Here is a 15995-nt window from a genome sequence, read left to right on the forward strand (position 1 = left end):
CACCACATCGTGAAAATTCTGTTGATTACTAAGCGGGTTCCCTTTCCGCCAAATAGTGGTTATCCCATTGTGGTTTATAACACCATAAAAGGTTTGCTGCAACTTGGTGCAGATATTACTTTGTTTAGCCTTAATCCCACAAAAGGAAGAATTGATATCGAGGATATCTACGATCCCATTTTTGAACAGATTAAATATCATACCTACGATTTAGATACTGATGTAAACGTGTGGTCGGCATTTTTTAATATTTTCACCAACGAATCTTACAATGTTTCCAGGTATTATAGTGAGGATGCCGCGCGGCAGTTGGAAAATCTCCTGCGCGAAAATGCTTTCGATATCATTCAGTTCGAAGGACTTTTTGTAGTGCCATATTTAGATGTGGTTAAGGCAAATAGCAACGCCAAACTCATCTACAGGGCACATAATATCGAATTTACCCTTTGGGAACGCCTCTCGCATTCAGAAAAGTTTTTAATCAGGCGGAAATACCTGGCATTTTTAGCCCAGCGGCTTAAAGCTTACGAAACCGATCAGATTAACCGTTTCCACCATATTTTTGCCATTAGCGAGCCCGACAGACAAAGTATCTTAATGTTTGGCTGTGAAATCCCGATGTCGGTTTTTCCGGTTGCCATTGATCTGGAAAAATATAAAGTAGATAAAACCAAAACCAGTTTCCCTACACTTTTTCATTTGGGTGCGATGGATTGGCGGCCAAATCAGGAAGGATTAGAATGGTTTCTGGATGATATCTGGCCTGATATCGAAAAATTGAATAAAGATCTCCGGTTTTATATCGCCGGGAAAAACATGCAGAAACATTTCTTCGAATACGATTCGGAAAACCTGATTGTAGAAGGAGAGGTGTTTGATGCCGTAGAGTTTATGAATTCGAAGGCGATTATGATTGTACCCCTAATATCAGGTACCGGCATGCGGGTAAAGATTATTGAGGGCATGGCGATGAAAAAATGCATTATCGCCACCACCACTGCCGCCGAGGGGATTAATTGCAGGCATGGACATGATATCTTAATCGCCGATTCGGCAGATGAATTTTACCGTTCTATTTTACAATGCATCATTAACCCTAAACGCTGGATGGAGATCGGCGAGAATGCCCGTAAAACGGTAGAAAACGACCACGGTGTTCATCTGATCTCCAGCAGGATGTTAAAGATTTACGAGGAATTGCTGAGTGCCTAGGTAATCCTGAATTGAATCAGTGGATGAACGTCAGTGTAATACAAGTCCAAACCAAGTCCGCATTTAGGTGTAAAAACGCGGACTATACGCGGACTTGCTGCGGACTTACCCTCAATTTGGTAACCAGTTTAAAACCGCTTCGAATAGCTAAAGCGTACCAGTACTATACGCTATCTATACTTATCGAATGTTGGTATCTAAATCGGTAGGATATGATAAAATAACCTCAAAATTTTATCTTTTTCTTAGTAGTTTTGCACCCCAGGAAGATTAAGGTGAAAGTCGCCTCATTTTCAGGCTGAATCAGTTGAATAAAATAGATCAAATAGCTTCATTATCATAAAAAATAAAACTTACGGATGAAAAACACCGCATTAACAGAAAAACACATCGCTTTAGGCGCTAAAATGGTTCCATTTGCAGGTTACAATATGCCTGTTACTTACGAAGGTATTAATGCCGAACATGCAACTGTTCGTAATGGTGTGGGTGTTTTTGATGTAAGCCACATGGGCGAATTTATCCTGAAAGGCGAAAATGCATTAGACCTGATTCAGCGTGTAACCAGTAACGACGCCTCTAAATTATATGATGGAAAAGTTCAGTACTCTTGCCTGCCAAATAAAGACGGTGGTATTGTAGATGATCTTTTGGTTTATAAAATAGATGATAAAACCTACATGTTGGTGGTAAATGCTTCAAACATCGAGAAAGATTGGAACTGGATCCAACAGTTTAATTCAGAAGCGGTAGAAATGCACAATATCTCTGATCAAACTTCTCTTCTGGCTATTCAGGGACCAAAAGCGGCTGATGCTTTACAAAGTTTGACTGATGTTGATTTGGCCTCAATGGAGTATTACACTTTCGTGAAAGGTACTTTTGCGGGTATTGATAATGTAGTGATTTCAGCAACTGGTTATACCGGTGCCGGTGGTTTTGAGATTTATTTCGAAAACCAGCATGCAGATCAGATCTGGGATGCCATTTTTAAAGCTGGTGCGCCATACAACATTCAGCCGATCGGTTTAGGTGCCCGCGATACCTTACGTTTAGAAATGGGTTTCTGTTTATACGGAAATGATATTGATGATACCACTTCGCCAATTGAAGCAGGTTTAGGCTGGATTACCAAGTTTTCTAAAACGTTTACCAATTCAGAAGCCCTATTGGCGCAAAAAGAAGCGGGTATTCAAAAGAAATTGGTTGGCTTCGAAATGATCGATCGTGGCATTCCCCGTCATGATTACGAAATTGCCGATGCTGAAGGAAATATTATCGGTAAAGTAACCTCTGGTACCCAGGCACCTTCCTTGCAAAAAGCGATTGGTATGGGTTACATTGCAAAAGATTTTACCAAAGAAGGAACCGAAGTTTTTATTTTAATCCGCAATACGCCAATCAAAGCTAAAGTGGTTAAGTTTCCTTTTTATAAATAAGATTTGAGGCAATAGATGTGAGATTTGAGACGGTTCGACCGCTATATCTCACATCTCAATACTCAGATCTCAATACTCAAATCTCACTGAATGTCAAAAAAAATAGAAGTTTGTTTAACACCGGCCCTGATTGATTTGTATGATATCGAGCAAAGTATTGTGGTGGTTATCGATATTTTAAGGGCTACCTCGTCTATTACGTATGGGATAGATAATGGTGCAGAAGCAATTATACCTGTTGCAAACGTTGAAGATTGTTTAACTTATCGCGACAGCGGGTTTTTGTTGGCGGCAGAAAGAAACGGAGAAGTAGTGGAAGGATATGACTTTGGAAATTCACCCTTCTCTTACACGAAAGAAAAAGTGGGTGGGAAAACGGTTGTTTTAACCACGACTAATGGTACCAAAGCTTTGCACCTCGCTCAAAAAAGAGCTTATCAGGTGGTAATTGGTTCCTTCCTGAATTTAGATGCGCTTTGCGATTACCTGAAAAGGCAGAATAAAAACGTGCTTTTATTGTGTGCAGGCTGGAAAGATCAGTTCAATTTAGAAGATACTTTATTTGCCGGAGCAGTGGTAAATAATCTCCGCCAAAATTTTGAACATTTCGACGATTCTAGTGTAGCGGCCGAAGATTTATATGCGTTAGCTAAAGTAGATCTGAGGAAATACCTCCATAAATCTTCACATAGCCACCGCTTGGCCCAACTGAATATTGAAGAAGACGTGGTTTTTTGCCTGCAGTTAAATCTTTGCCAGGCAATTCCGGTTTTGGAAGGCGAGCGTTTGGTAGCCTTAAAAAATTAAAAACCAATATTTAATCCCAATAACAATGCATTTTTTCTAAAATTGGCGCCATTAAACTGAGTTTCCTCAGTATTACGGTTGTTATAATAAGCCCTGTCTACACCGGAATAGGTTTTAATGTTATTGATCAGATAATCCAGTTCTATACGCAAATTTTTGTTCAGCGGAACTGAAAGATTGAGGTCGCCACTTAATGCAAAGGAATTTGCCTTATGCGTAAAACTTACAGGTTTTGCAAAATCAGGGATTAAATTCCAATTGGCTTTTGAAGCGTAGGTATAGAATCCACCCAATATTTCGGCACCCAGGCTAAAATGCTGTGTTTTAAAGATAAATGCTGTCCCAAAATCAAAACCTTTGTACGTTACCTGATAAGTAGAGTTTAAACCATTGCTAGCCGGATTATTTGCGCTTTCTAAAAGATGAAATTTCTGCCGATTATAGGAAATCCCAATGATAGGGTTAATATTAAACTGACCCAGCTTTAAAAGCTGATAGCTAAGCTGTAAGTTGCCGTTGTACAAGTAACCTTTATTTGCATCGAGCAGATCAAAATAAAAGGCACTTTGCCGGTCATCATCTGCATAATCAGTATCTTCTGCCTCACCCTTGGTTATGCTGCTATATTGGTTAGTTGCCTTTACACTCAGCCGACTGGTAACATTGTACCTGATGTTTAAACCAAAACTCGGTCCCTTAAGTTTTTTCCAGATCAGCTCCGACAATATATTGGGGCTCGTTCCGGCAGTGTTACCGGCAATAGACCAATCGAACCTCGATTGCTGAATACCCACATAAGGCTTTATTTGCCATTTGTGCGGAACATCTTGTGCCGACACATCCTGATAGTAGAAAATCAGCATCAAACAGGCTAAAAACGGTTTGATAAAAGAAATCCGCAAAGCGATAGACATATTTGTTTTTCGGTTTATAGAAGCAAAATACACATAGTGGTGAATTATACTACTATGTGTATTTATTTATTTTCTAAAATGGATAAACTGTAGCGATAAATGATTTATCGGTAGGTGATAATACCGTATTCCATCCCACTTCAAAATCACCGATGGTTAATTCGTTTGGAACTGAATAATGCATGATCGAATTTTTATCATAAGCACTATAATTGGTTTGTGTAGTACTGTATTTAGCAAATAAGTTATTATCTACATCTGCCTGGCTCCAGTAATTTGGTGCAGCCGCATAGTAGGCATAAACAGCTGGTTTATCCCAAGGAATCGCCACCAATGGATGTTGGTGTTCGTGGATCAATCCCAGGGCATGACCAAATTCGTGGATGACCACGCGGCTATATTCCGAATCTGCTGTAGTTGCCGTTAGCCAGCCATAATTCATCGTTGCACCAGTGCTAGGTGTAGATTTTCCGATATAAGACCAGGATCCGTCTCCACTTACGAAACTTACCCTGATTTTAGCGGTATTGTCGTTTGTGACAAAGTTGAATTTGATGTTGGCATAAGTTTCCCATTGTTTGGCAAACTGTATTACTTTAGCCCGGATGGCTGCTGTGCTTCCGTTTAAGCTCACTTTAATCGTGGTTCCCGGAGCCCATTTGGTCGATTTTAAAACCGCACCTCTTGGAGTAATGCCATCTAAAGATCTTTCTGTACAGATCTTAATATCGCCAAGCGGATTAACACTTGATAATTCTGGCTTTTGTAGATCTGCTGTTTCGGTTGGTTTTTCTTTTTTACAAGAATAGAATACAGTGGTAAGCGCAAGGGCTATAAGTAAGGTCTTATTTGATTTTAAAAATTTCATGGTTTAGGTTTTTTTAGGTAAAAATTGATGATCTGTTTTTGGTCTGGGAGATTCAAGTTAGAAGATCGTAAAAACAGGAATTCTTCTTTTTTGAAAAAGAATAATGAGGTTGAAAAACATAAGTTAGCATTTAGGTTAATTGCCTCTGCATTTGCAAAGTATAATCCTAAAGTATAATAATATTCTAGTAACGCCAAGAGAAATGTAATATTTTTATTGCATTAGTGTATGTTTTACACTTAGTTTTTTGTAATTTATAGCAATATTTGTGTAGTATAAATATTGCATGGCCAGATGAAATCAATTAAAATGATATTTTTAATTTGGAAGATAGCGGGCTGAATTATGAAAGAGAACGAGGATTAAACAGGTTAGAAACGGTTTTTGTGAAAGAAATAGCATAGCGATGATCTTATTTTCCGGTTTTAATACAATATACATAGTGACATGATGCCACTATGCATATTTATTTATCTTTTAAAATGGATAAACTGTGCGGATAAATGACTTATCGGTTGGTGATAATACCGTGTTCCATCCTACCTCGTAGTCTCCAATCGTCAATTCGTTTGGAACGGCATAATGCATGATCGAATTTTTATCATAAGCACTATAATTGGTTTGCGCAATATTTTCTTTTGCAAATAGATAAGCATCTACTTCTGCTTGAGTCCAATAGCCTGCATAATACGCGTAAACAGCTGGTTTGTCCCAGGGAATAGCATTCAAAGGGTGTTGGTGCTCATGGATTAATCCCAAAGCATGTCCAAATTCGTGTAAAACCGTGGCTAAATTCTGAGTCATCTGTTTCTGAGTTGAACCATCCAAAATGCATTGTTACACTATCAGCTGGTATATACTTCACATCTGTTCCCATGTACGACCAGGATCTCCCGTCTTCAACAAAATTTACCCTAATGGAAGCGGTCCTGTCGTTGGTAACGAAGTTGAATTTGATGTTGGCATATTTTTCCCATTCTTTGGCATATTGAATCACTTTATTTCTGATGGCTAAAGTGCTTCCGTTTAAACTGACCTTAATTGTGGTTCCTCTTGCCCATTTTGATGATTTTATAACGGCTCCTCTTGGTGTGGTCCCATTTAAGGTTTTTTCTGTGCAGATCTTGAAATTGCTAAGGCGGTTGGCTGCAGTTAATTCCGGTTGCTGTAAATCTGCGGTTTCTGTTGGTTTTTCCTTCTTACAAGAAAATAATACTGTTAATGCGAGAGCGGCAATCAGGGTTTTATTTAATTTTAAGAATTTCATGTTTTAGGTTTTTTAGGTAAAAAATATTGATCTGTATGCTGACAGGAAATCAAGTTAGAAGATCGTAAAAACAGGAATTCTTCTTCTTTGAAAAAGAATAAGGAGGTTAAAAAACATGGACAGACGTTTAGGTTTATTACCTTGCATTTTGCAAAGTATAATCCTAGTGTAAAATAATATTACATCAACACCAAGGGAAATGTAATATTTTTATTTCAATTCCGTATTTTTTATACTTGTAGATTTGTAATGTGTGATCGTATTTTTGTGGTTAAAATACTACTTTTAGCGTTTGGGTATTTATTAAGGGAAACGGTTTATTTTGTAATTAATTCGGAGATGGTGGGGCTATTTTTGATGGTAATCAAGGCTTCTTCATGTGCGAGCCAATAAATATCTTCTGCACGTTTCATATCAAAAGTGCTAATGGCACCCAAACCCTTTGGTTCAATTAGTACATTGCAGAATTTAGCTTTTCTTTCCATATCATGGTTGATCGACATGATGCCGGCACGTCCCATCAAATTGGTAATCCCCGTAATTTTATCAACAGGTTTAAGGTGGTTACAGGAAGAGCCAATGATAAAATCGCAATCTTCCATTAATGGTTCTACAGGGAAGTTGTTTAAAATACCACCGTCCACGTACATCTGTCCATCGATCATTATGGGCTTAAAAATACCAGGTATACAGCTAGAAGCATGGACTGCCCTAATTAAAGGACCTTTGGTAAAATATACCAACCGTCCTTCGCTAAAATTTACCGCAGCAATGGTTAGCGGGATTTTGAGTTTCTCGATCGTGTCTTCAGGAAAATATTCTTTTAGGATTAAGGAAGTGTTCTCGATATTAATCAAACCCAAAGAGCCTACAGCTGGCCTAACAAAACGCCAGAGCTTTGTTTTGAGGAAAATATTTAATCCTTCTTCCGGATCTATACCTGCGGCAAAAAAGGCCCCGGCTATCGCTCCGGCGCTCGTTCCACTAATATGACTAAAGGTAATGCCTAAATTGCTGAAAGCTTTTAAAACGCCTAAATGTGCTATTCCCCTAATGCCTCCTCCTGATAATACAATGCCAACTTTCATAGATTTTAATTTGGGATGATTTTTTAAATGAAGACTCCCGACTTAGGACTCTGGACTTAAGACTAACGGACTATTTCTGTTGTTTCGGTTTATACTTCGATTGATTTAAAATTTTCTGTGCATCGTTATCTGCCATTAGCTGCTGTAAGGTAACATCAGGATGTGCTTTCATGTATTTTCTAACAATTTGCCAACCCATCCACACACCCAATTTTGGTGCCGAATCTCTGCCCTCGCCTAAACCCGGCGTAAAAGGTCCTTCTGATAAAAATACCTGGATCTTTTGGTAATCGGTTTCATACAAAAAGTTGTTCTCCAAAAAATATGCCCAAATATCCCCTTCAAAATTTTGTGCCCAATCTAACTGTTGCTGGGTGTATCCAATTTTGGTTGTATCGCTTATATTTTCAGGTAAAACCTGATCTAGAAAGTATAAAACCTTTCCCTGGAAAATCATTTTAGATAGGAGCGTCCTGTTTTCATCAGGCTCGGCAAAAAGCTCTTCGTGCGCATAAGTTTCAGCTACGCGTGGAACAATATATTCGGGCGCAAATCTTCTCGAAAGATATAATGGAACACTTTGTACAATGGCCCTGTAAAATTTGCTGTCTTTACCCAGGAACATATCTAAACCAATACCGAGGTAATTATCGCCTACCGGCATCTGGTAAGCAAAACCCGAAGCAAAGGAAATAAACCTTGGAACCTTGGCTTTTGGATAGTAATATTTAATGTATCTGAAGGTTTCATTCAATCCCTCTTCCTGAACCTTTAGGCTAGGAAAAACGCTATCCACTTCTTTGGTTAAATCGGTATAAGCCTGATCACGGTATAAATTGGCCAACGATTCGGTATTTGAATATTTGCTGTCGAGGATGCGGTGGATAAAGTCGTCGTAAAATGCGCCATACTGCGAGTTAAGCTGTTTATCTACGTCGGAAATATTCTTGTTTTTACCGGCAAATAGTGCATTGTCAAATCTGTCAATTCTGATATTTACCTGTATATGACTAACATCGGGCCTGTTGCTTTGTCTGCAGGAAATAAATGTGATGGCAAAAAGAAAAATTAGATAAATTTGCCAGTGTTTTACGTTATACATCATGTAGAACAAATATATATAATCAGCTATAGCATGAAAAGAATATCAACCATTTTAATTTTGTCTCTTTTAAGTTTTGGCGCATGCGCGCAAAATTCTCCCTTAACCAGTTACGGCTTTAGGTTGGGCTTAACCGCTACACCAACTTTTGGGTGGATTAAGCCAGAGCAGGGAAAAACGGATGGTGTTGCTTTAGGCTTCTCTTATGGATTGATCGGCGATTTTAACTTCGCCCCTAATTATAGTTTTGCTACCGCATTAACCATCACCTCAATTAATGGTAAAAGCACAGAGGCAAATGTTTTGCCTTATTTTGCTGGAAGTAGCAGTACCGCGCCGAAAGCCTACGATTTAAAATATAAGTTGCAATATGTAGACTTGCCCTTAACCGTTAAATTAAAAACCGTAAAGGCTGATGGCAAACGCTGGTATGGGCAGTTTGGCTTGTCTAACTCCATTAATATTAGTGCTAAGCAGGATGCGGTAACGGGAGGAACTGTTGTAGGTGATAATTTAAATGTATCGGATAATATCAAGTTTTATCGTGCCGGATTGATTATTGGTGGCGGTGGTGAATTTGATATTTCGGGAAACACCAGTATCGTAGCGGGTTTAACCTTTAACAATGGTTTCACTAACATTGTAAGTGATAAAGGCAGAAACGTTAAAAACCACTACCTGGCACTTAATTTTGGCGTATTCTTCTAAGAATCAGTCTTGATACTTGCTACTTAATACTCGATACCTAATACTTGATACCAGATACTCACGACTTGCTACTTACTACTAATTACTTGATACCCATTACCCGATACTAACTACTTGATAAACAAAATGAAGATAGCGCTAGCACAACTCAATTACCATATCGGAAACTTTGAGGCCAACACTAAAAAAATAACCGAACATATTCAATTGGCGAAAGATAAAGGCGCTGATCTTGTTGTTTTTGCTGAATTGGCGATTTGTGGCTATCCGCCAAGGGATTTTTTAGAGTTTGATGAGTTTATTGTACTCTGCGAAAATGCTGTTAAGGAAATTGCCAAACATTGTACAGATATTGCCTGTATTGTTGGATTGCCGATTAAAAATGAGGTATTACAAGGAAAGGACTTGTTTAATGCAGCCTATTTTATTGAGGATGAGAAAGTGAAGGCTACGGTTAAAAAAGCGCTTTTACCTACTTATGATGTATTTGACGAATACCGTTATTTCGAACCCGCCACACAGTTTGGCTGTATTGATTTTAAGGGTAAAAAAATTGCGCTGACCATCTGCGAAGATTTATGGAACATTAACGATAATCCGTTGTATGTATCTAATCCGATGGATGAACTGATTAAAGAGCAGCCGGATGTGATGATCAATATTGCGGCATCTCCCTTCTCTTATACGCATGATGATGAACGGATTAAAGTACTGGCTGATAATGCAAAAAAATATCACCTGCCGGTATTTTATGTCAATCAGGTTGGCGCACAGACCGAAATTATTTTTGACGGTGGTTCACTGGTTTTTGATGCAGACGGCGCGATGAAAGCCGAAATGAAATATTTTGAAGAAGATCTTCAGGTTTTCGATCTGGAAGAGGTTGAAAATGTACGGAATAAATACCCTCAATCAGAAAGAATGACGGATATTGAGCAGATCCACGATGCGCTGATTTTGGGCATTAAAGATTATTTCGGAAAATCAGGCTTTAATAAAGCAGTTTTAGGCTTGTCAGGCGGAATTGATTCGGCTGTGGTTTGTGCGCTGGCCTGCCGCGCTTTAGGACCCGAAAACGTGATGGCGGTATTAATGCCCTCAAAATTTTCTTCTGACCATTCGGTTCAGGATGCTTTGGATCTGGTGAACAACATTGGCTGTATGCACGAAATTGTACCGATTAAAGATGTCGCCGAAGCTTTTGACCATATACTGGCACCAGCTTTCAAAGGTTTGCCGTTTAACCTTGCAGAAGAAAACATCCAGGCCCGCATCCGTGGCATTATCAATATGGCGATGAGCAACAAGTTTGGTTATATTCTACTCAATACTTCTAACAAAAGTGAGTGTGCGGTGGGTTATGGTACCTTATATGGCGATATGTGCGGCGCGATCGGTGTAATAGGTGATGTGTATAAAATGCAGGTATTTGAGTTGGCCAGATACATCAATAAAGAGCGGGAGATTATTCCGGTCAATACCATTGTTAAACCGCCATCGGCAGAATTAAGGCCAGATCAGAAAGATTCAGATTCATTGCCAGAATATGAAATCCTTGATAAAATATTATATCAGCATATTGAAAAGAAACAGGGTTCAAAGGCTATTATTGCCCAGGGTTTTGATGAAGCCTTGGTACAGCGTATTTTGAAAATGGTTAATATCGCCGAATTTAAACGTTATCAAACGCCACCTATTTTAAGGGTATCGCCAAAAGCATTTGGTATGGGCAGAAGAATGCCGATTGTAGGGAAATACATGGCTTAGGTTGTTGTAGGTTTTGAAAGCTTATTGTTGAACGGTGAATTGATAACTGTCAATTGATTAATTGTGGTTGAGTTGATTTAATGCAAGCTGCCTGATCTCACTTTCTTTTTCAAAAGAAATGATATGGTTCAGATTGGCCTGATCGTTCATTTTACCTACCGCCAATTTTCTGGTTGCCACATCTTGATCAAAACAGGCTACGTGGAATAAGTTGGCCTGATCGTCCATTTTAGTTACAGCCAATTTTCTTGTTGCGGCATCTTTATCAAAAGAGGCAATGTGAAATAGGTTAGCCTGATCGTTCATCTTTGCAACGGCCAGTTTTCTTACTGAAGCATTTTTATCAAATGAAGCAATGTGGAATAAGTTTGATTCATCGTTCATTTTACCTACCGCAATTTTTCTTACCGTTATATTTTGATTAAAACTGGCAATATGGAACAGGTTAGACTGATCATTCATTTTTACCACTGCTATTTTTACGAGGGCGGTATCCTGATCAAAACAAGCGATATTAAACAGATTGGATTCATCGTTTAGATTTTGAACAGCTAAAACCTTAACTTTTTTACTTTTATTCGTTCTTGCTATTGTAAATAAACTTTCTTCTGAAATGGGTTTGGTAAGATCTATACTATCAGTATAGTTGCCTGAAGTAATTGTAAAGGTTTGTTCCTTTTTACTGCTAAAAGACACGCAACTGTTTAAGAGTAAAACAGTGCTTAGAAATAAGAGCGTTTTTTTCATGTTAACTTAGATGGGTGAAACTAAGTTATACAATTTTTTTATTTTTTTGCTGGAAATACGGATAAGCTGTCGTGCTAAGGTACAAAGGGATCTGTATCATTGTTCAGATGCTTTGTACCTCAGCATGACAAAGGCCTATGCTAAAGTAGCATCAACCGTAATGGTTGTGTTTAATAATTTAGAGATTGGGCAGTTTTTCTCGGCATCGGCCACCAGTTCATCAAATTTTTCTTGGCTTAAGTTAGGTACAGAAGCTGTTAAAGTTAAATGCGACTCCACAATTTCACCTTTAGATGGATCAAGGTTGATTTCGCATTTTGTTTCTAATTTATCTGCAGTAAATCCTGCTTCAGTTAAGTTAGCAGATAATTTCATCGTAAAACAGCCTGCATGTGCAGCAGCAATTAATTCTTCAGGGTTTGTACCAACACCCTCTGCAAAACGGGAGTTAAAAGAATATTGAGTATTGTTTAAAGTAGTGCTCTGTGTTGTAATGTTACCATTACCTTCTTTAATAGAACCTTGCCATACGGCTGTTGCATTTCTTTTCATGATGGGATTTTATTTTTTGATTGTTTAATACCTAAAGATAAATATATGTTTGTTTAATGGCGGTAATTCTTTGTTAAGAAATCTGTAATTATTCGGCCTCTTCTGTTATTTCTTCTTTTTGCATTTTACTTCTTAACGATTGAAAAAGCAATATGCCCACACCGATCATGATCGAAATGTCTGCAAAATTAAAAACCCCTGTTTGGAAGAGGTATAAGTCCATGTGCATAAAATCTGTAACCGAACCATGAACTATCCGATCGTAAAGATTACCGATGCCACCACCAATTAAGAAGCACAGCGCAATTTGCATGCTGCCAGGGAGGTTTCGCTTAGCAAAGAGGAAATATAAGCCATAACCTAAAAATAATAACGGTAAGCCTGTTAAAATGATCAACCGAAAAATATAGGGCATGTTATCGCCTAAGCTTAAAAATGCGCCGCTGTTTTCAACTTTGGTTAAGGTAAAACGATCTTTAATAATGCTGATGTGTTCGTAATCGCTGATCTTGTTCCTTACAATGTTTTTAGATACCTGGTCGCAGCCAATATTAAGCGCCAGTATAATCAGGAGTATAAACCAACTAAAGTTTTTATGGTATTTCATGTGTGTAAGCTAAAATTTATTGAGGAATGATTTCCGATTTCGGAATAACCAGTTTACTGCTGATCTCGGGTATTAATTTCCGGAGTGAGGCTTCCTGGCTTTTCTCTGCATTTATAAAATACCAGTTTTTGCCGCCATCGTACGACATGCAAAGCAGGTTACTCTTTACAATAGCCTTTTTGCCATTGATTTCGGCTGTTGCCAGTTGAGGAATAACACATTGGAAGTTTTGGCCCGTCTTTACCATTTCCGAAGGCTTGCCCAGCTTAACATTCTTAAATGAAAAGCCGCTTGCGGTTAGTGCCTCAATACTCTTCCGTAAATTCGCCTCTGCCGATTTTACGCCACCCATGGTTTCAGCTACTTTAGGATGGGTGCGTTTTAATAAGGTTTTATAATCGGATTTAGCGTATGCGATTAACATCGCGTTAGCCTGGTTGTTCAGGCTATCTAAATACACCTGAGCATGTATATTCTTACTCCCAAAAATGATCAGCAGTAAAAGCAATATCTTTATTTTTTGACCCATTTTCTGTAAGGTATAATTAAAGATAATATAACGGCTAAAAAGCTGAATAATTTTGCAATGATATCGCCGCTCTTCACATAAAAAGTAATTTCATCGTTTATGTTGACGTTGCCTTTAATAGCTGTTCTTGTCCACCATTTGGTGCTTTGGATTACATCACCACGTTGATTAATGAAACAGGAGATTCCGGTATTTGCAGAACGGGCAACATCACGGTGGGTTTCAATGGCCCTCAATTTGGCGTACATCATGTGCTGGTCTTTGCCCGAGGTATTTCCCCACCAGGCATCGTTGGTAATCACCGCAATAAATTGGGCGCCCTCTTTAACCGATTGACCAACCCATTCGCCCCAAAGGCTTTCGTAACAAATTACCGGCGCAACACCGATGCCACTTTGTGCATAAAGTACGTCAGGTTTTTCTTGCCAGCCCCATCCGCCTACAGTTCCGCCTAGTTCGGCAAAAACACCATCTAAAAATGAAAATACCTTTGGGAAAGGCATTTTTTCTACACCAGGTACTAATTTAGATTTATGGTAAAACTGAACATTTGCAGAGTTTTCTACCTGCATGGCCGTGTTAAAATTATCCCAGTACTGGTTGCTCTGCGGATCATACTTTGCTGAAATTGTTTTTTTGGTCTGGTAGATCTTTTTGCTTTCAATTCCTGTAATCAGCGTTCCGTTTTTGTATTTACTTAAAAAACTTTGAAGCGTATAAAAATCAGGGTTAGACCTGATCCGATCTTCGTCGGCACGGCTCGGTATAGCTGTTTCCGGCCAGATAAAATACTCGGTATTGGTTTGTCCAACTGAATCGGAAAGGTGTGTTAAAATTCTGATCTGTTCAGAAACAGGTATGCTTTCCAGTTTTTGGTAAGGATCAATATTGGGCTGAACCACTACTACGTTACTTGGCGTGCCTTTTTGTTTGGCGGTAAAGTATTTGGTTAATGAAATGCCAATGGGAATAATCACCACCAAAGCCCAGATCCCTGCAGTTCTAAACCTTAAATAACCGGTTTGTGATCTGAATTTCTTATAAGCCTCGAATGCTACAATATTGCTCAATAAAATCCATAACGAACCTCCGTAAATGCCCGTGTAATCGTACCATTGTGCCAGTTGGTGCATTCCAGCCAAGCCGTTTCCTAAAGTCATCCATGGGAAAGCCAAATCCCAGGTTTGCTGCAGATATTCTAGAGCGATATAAAAAGCGATTAATCCGAGGTATGCGATCTTTTTACTTACGTATTTGCCTAAGCGGTAATATAACCAGAAGGCAAAGGTCATTAACAATGCACCTAATCCATAAGGAATTAAAGAAACCGGTATCGCTACCAATGGGCCATTATAAGCACTTATGGCATTATATACCCAGTAAATTGATGCGGTATTCCAAACGAGAAAGGTTACACCGGCCGTTAAGAAAATTCTTTTGCCCTGTTTTTTTGTGATATTGCCCGAAATGGAATCAAGAGCAATGAATAAAGGAACCAAACCAATCAATAATAATGGCGTGGTAAAGGGCATCGGCGGCCAGGCTAGCCAAAGTAAAAATGCACTTAAGAGGGCGAGGAGGTAGGTTTGTTTCTTGTTCATTTTAAGTGCTGGCGCAATATTGTCATCATGAGCCTGTCGAAAGACTAATTAATTTATAATCTGGCGTTTCGACGGGCTCAACGTGACAATTCAAGTGGATCAGTTTTTACAAACTATCTAAAATATTTGCTTTTTTGGCTTCGTATTCTTCCTGAGTGATCAGGTGTTTATCATATAGAGTTTTAAGCTTACGCAATTTTAAAGTGGTTTCGTCTTCTGGTTCTTCTACTACTTCGGCAATCTGGATAACCGGTTGCACAGGCTCAGGAGTGGGCTCATTAGCAGGGATTTCGGCAAGTGGCTGCGTATTTAAATTAATTGGCGAAGCTGTTGCGCGGTTTTCTTCCAACTTTTGTTGACGGAGTATCTCTTTATACTCTTCTAACTGTTGATTAGCCGCCTGGTGCAATTTTCGGGCCTGCACTTTAGGGATAAATTCGGTTACGATATTTTCGCCGTGTTGTGGCACACAGATGAATTTAGAGCCAAAAAACTCTTCCTTAAACGAAACTTCTTTGATGCTTTTCCACGAAATATCTTTAAAGTTCATGGTCAGGCCTAAATTGCCGGGTTCGCAATAAAATATACGTTTGTTAGAAATCGCGATGCTATCTGGTAATAAGTTTACCGCAGGTTTTTTTTGTACTGCTAAATATAAAAGTTCTTCGCCTGTGGTTAACAGGTCGTTTAATTTTCCAATAACTTTTTCAACCGCCTTTGGGTCTTGTTCGTCACTTAGAAATCTATCTATGCTAATCATAATATTTTTAAAATTGATGTATTGTTT

Annotated in this window: 17 protein-coding genes; 5 read left to right on the plus strand and 12 right to left on the minus strand. The window is 38.7% G+C overall.

The genetic code is table 11. The annotated features are described in order from the left end of the window. Positions 1–9 precede the first annotated feature (9 nt). The 3 genes from AC04Q1_RS24090 (at position 10) to AC04Q1_RS24100 (ending at position 3458) form a co-directional block, all read left to right on the plus strand. On the plus strand, positions 10–1212 hold the full coding sequence (locus tag AC04Q1_RS24090; RefSeq protein WP_478367105.1) for a glycosyltransferase family 4 protein: 1203 nt from the start codon (positions 10–12) through the stop codon (positions 1210–1212). A gap of 359 nt (positions 1213–1571) precedes the next feature. Further along, positions 1572–2651, plus strand: coding sequence for a glycine cleavage system aminomethyltransferase GcvT (gcvT, locus tag AC04Q1_RS24095; protein ID WP_478367106.1), 1080 nt, complete (start codon positions 1572–1574; stop codon positions 2649–2651). A 90-nt stretch (positions 2652–2741) separates the two neighbouring features. Next, entirely contained in the window at positions 2742–3458 is a 717-nt protein-coding gene (locus AC04Q1_RS24100) for a 2-phosphosulfolactate phosphatase (RefSeq protein WP_478367107.1), read from the plus strand. Here AC04Q1_RS24100 and AC04Q1_RS24105 read toward each other — a convergent pair. The 6 genes from AC04Q1_RS24105 to gldB all read right to left on the minus strand — a co-directional run bounded on the left by AC04Q1_RS24105 (position 3455) and on the right by gldB (position 8700). Next, entirely contained in the window at positions 3455–4372 is a 918-nt protein-coding gene (locus AC04Q1_RS24105; RefSeq protein ID WP_478367108.1) for a hypothetical protein, read from the minus strand. The genes AC04Q1_RS24100 and AC04Q1_RS24105 overlap by 4 nt on opposite strands. 73 nt (positions 4373–4445) lie before the next feature. Beyond that, a complete protein-coding gene (locus tag AC04Q1_RS24110) occupies positions 4446–5240 on the minus strand; it encodes a M12 family metallopeptidase (protein ID WP_478367109.1) in 795 nt (264 codons plus the stop codon). Positions 5241–5717: 477 nt separating this feature from the next. Continuing rightward, positions 5718–6044: a M12 family metallopeptidase gene (locus AC04Q1_RS24115; protein ID WP_478367110.1), complete on the minus strand. Its 327-nt coding sequence runs from the start codon at positions 6042–6044 to the stop codon at positions 5718–5720. After that, a complete protein-coding gene (locus AC04Q1_RS24120; protein WP_478367111.1) occupies positions 5983–6507 on the minus strand; it encodes a zinc metalloprotease in 525 nt (174 codons plus the stop codon). Before AC04Q1_RS24120 ends, AC04Q1_RS24115 begins: the two co-directional genes overlap by 62 nt. A 317-nt stretch (positions 6508–6824) precedes the next feature. Next, positions 6825–7595 carry a patatin-like phospholipase family protein gene (locus AC04Q1_RS24125; RefSeq protein WP_478367112.1) on the minus strand — a complete coding sequence of 257 codons (771 nt, stop codon included), beginning with the start codon at positions 7593–7595 and terminating at the stop codon, positions 6825–6827. Between the two features lie 70 nt (positions 7596–7665). Continuing rightward, positions 7666–8700 carry a gliding motility lipoprotein GldB gene (gene gldB, locus AC04Q1_RS24130; RefSeq protein WP_478367113.1) on the minus strand — a complete coding sequence of 345 codons (1035 nt, stop codon included), beginning with the start codon at positions 8698–8700 and terminating at the stop codon, positions 7666–7668. A 30-nt stretch (positions 8701–8730) separates the two neighbouring features. Here gldB and AC04Q1_RS24135 point away from each other — a divergent pair, with 30 nt between their 5' ends. Both AC04Q1_RS24135 and AC04Q1_RS24140 read left to right on the plus strand, forming a co-directional pair. Beyond that, positions 8731–9405 (plus strand): porin family protein, encoded by a 675-nt coding sequence (locus tag AC04Q1_RS24135; protein ID WP_478367114.1) that lies wholly within the window; start codon positions 8731–8733, stop codon positions 9403–9405. A 126-nt stretch (positions 9406–9531) separates the two neighbouring features. Continuing rightward, positions 9532–11172 carry an NAD+ synthase gene (locus AC04Q1_RS24140; RefSeq protein ID WP_478367115.1) on the plus strand — a complete coding sequence of 547 codons (1641 nt, stop codon included), beginning with the start codon at positions 9532–9534 and terminating at the stop codon, positions 11170–11172. Positions 11173–11229: 57 nt separating this feature from the next. Here the strand turns inward: AC04Q1_RS24140 and AC04Q1_RS24145 are convergent, their stop codons facing one another. The 6 genes from AC04Q1_RS24145 to AC04Q1_RS24170 all read right to left on the minus strand — a co-directional run bounded on the left by AC04Q1_RS24145 (position 11230) and on the right by AC04Q1_RS24170 (position 15968). Next, positions 11230–11919 (minus strand): hypothetical protein, encoded by a 690-nt coding sequence (locus tag AC04Q1_RS24145; protein WP_478367116.1) that lies wholly within the window; start codon positions 11917–11919, stop codon positions 11230–11232. A gap of 135 nt (positions 11920–12054) precedes the next feature. Continuing rightward, the gene (locus AC04Q1_RS24150) at positions 12055–12471 is read right to left on the minus strand and encodes an OsmC family protein (RefSeq protein WP_478367117.1); all 417 of its coding nucleotides are present in this window, start codon (positions 12469–12471) and stop codon (positions 12055–12057) included. A gap of 88 nt (positions 12472–12559) precedes the next feature. Beyond that, positions 12560–13078, minus strand: a complete 519-nt coding sequence (gene lspA / locus AC04Q1_RS24155) for a signal peptidase II (protein WP_478367118.1) — start codon at positions 13076–13078, stop codon at positions 12560–12562. A 16-nt stretch (positions 13079–13094) separates the two neighbouring features. Continuing rightward, positions 13095–13607: a hypothetical protein gene (locus AC04Q1_RS24160; protein ID WP_478367119.1), complete on the minus strand. Its 513-nt coding sequence runs from the start codon at positions 13605–13607 to the stop codon at positions 13095–13097. Beyond that, on the minus strand, positions 13592–15208 hold the full coding sequence (lnt, locus tag AC04Q1_RS24165) for an apolipoprotein N-acyltransferase (RefSeq protein WP_478367120.1): 1617 nt from the start codon (positions 15206–15208) through the stop codon (positions 13592–13594). Before lnt ends, AC04Q1_RS24160 begins: the two co-directional genes overlap by 16 nt. 106 nt (positions 15209–15314) lie before the next feature. Then, entirely contained in the window at positions 15315–15968 is a 654-nt protein-coding gene (locus tag AC04Q1_RS24170) for a PH domain-containing protein (protein WP_478367121.1), read from the minus strand. Positions 15969–15995 lie beyond the last annotated feature (27 nt).

It is taken from the genome of Pedobacter humicola (genome assembly GCF_056490705.1).

Coding starts and splice junctions, on each gene's coding strand:
- gcvT (WP_478367106.1), top strand. CDS start 1,572: ATGAAAAACACCGCATTAACAGAAAAACACATCGCTTTAGGCGCTAAA.
- AC04Q1_RS24100 (WP_478367107.1), top strand. CDS start 2,742: ATGTCAAAAAAAATAGAAGTTTGTTTAACACCGGCCCTGATTGATTTG.
- AC04Q1_RS24105 (WP_478367108.1), bottom strand. CDS start 4,372: ATGTCTATCGCTTTGCGGATTTCTTTTATCAAACCGTTTTTAGCCTGT.
- AC04Q1_RS24110 (WP_478367109.1), bottom strand. CDS start 5,240: ATGAAATTTTTAAAATCAAATAAGACCTTACTTATAGCCCTTGCGCTT.
- AC04Q1_RS24115 (WP_478367110.1), bottom strand. CDS start 6,044: ATGACTCAGAATTTAGCCACGGTTTTACACGAATTTGGACATGCTTTG.
- AC04Q1_RS24120 (WP_478367111.1), bottom strand. CDS start 6,507: ATGAAATTCTTAAAATTAAATAAAACCCTGATTGCCGCTCTCGCATTA.
- AC04Q1_RS24125 (WP_478367112.1), bottom strand. CDS start 7,595: ATGAAAGTTGGCATTGTATTATCAGGAGGAGGCATTAGGGGAATAGCA.
- gldB (WP_478367113.1), bottom strand. CDS start 8,700: ATGATGTATAACGTAAAACACTGGCAAATTTATCTAATTTTTCTTTTT.
- AC04Q1_RS24135 (WP_478367114.1), top strand. CDS start 8,731: ATGAAAAGAATATCAACCATTTTAATTTTGTCTCTTTTAAGTTTTGGC.
- AC04Q1_RS24140 (WP_478367115.1), top strand. CDS start 9,532: ATGAAGATAGCGCTAGCACAACTCAATTACCATATCGGAAACTTTGAG.
- AC04Q1_RS24145 (WP_478367116.1), bottom strand. CDS start 11,919: ATGAAAAAAACGCTCTTATTTCTAAGCACTGTTTTACTCTTAAACAGT.
- AC04Q1_RS24150 (WP_478367117.1), bottom strand. CDS start 12,471: ATGAAAAGAAATGCAACAGCCGTATGGCAAGGTTCTATTAAAGAAGGT.
- lspA (WP_478367118.1), bottom strand. CDS start 13,078: ATGAAATACCATAAAAACTTTAGTTGGTTTATACTCCTGATTATACTG.
- AC04Q1_RS24160 (WP_478367119.1), bottom strand. CDS start 13,607: ATGGGTCAAAAAATAAAGATATTGCTTTTACTGCTGATCATTTTTGGG.
- lnt (WP_478367120.1), bottom strand. CDS start 15,208: ATGAACAAGAAACAAACCTACCTCCTCGCCCTCTTAAGTGCATTTTTA.
- AC04Q1_RS24170 (WP_478367121.1), bottom strand. CDS start 15,968: ATGATTAGCATAGATAGATTTCTAAGTGACGAACAAGACCCAAAGGCG.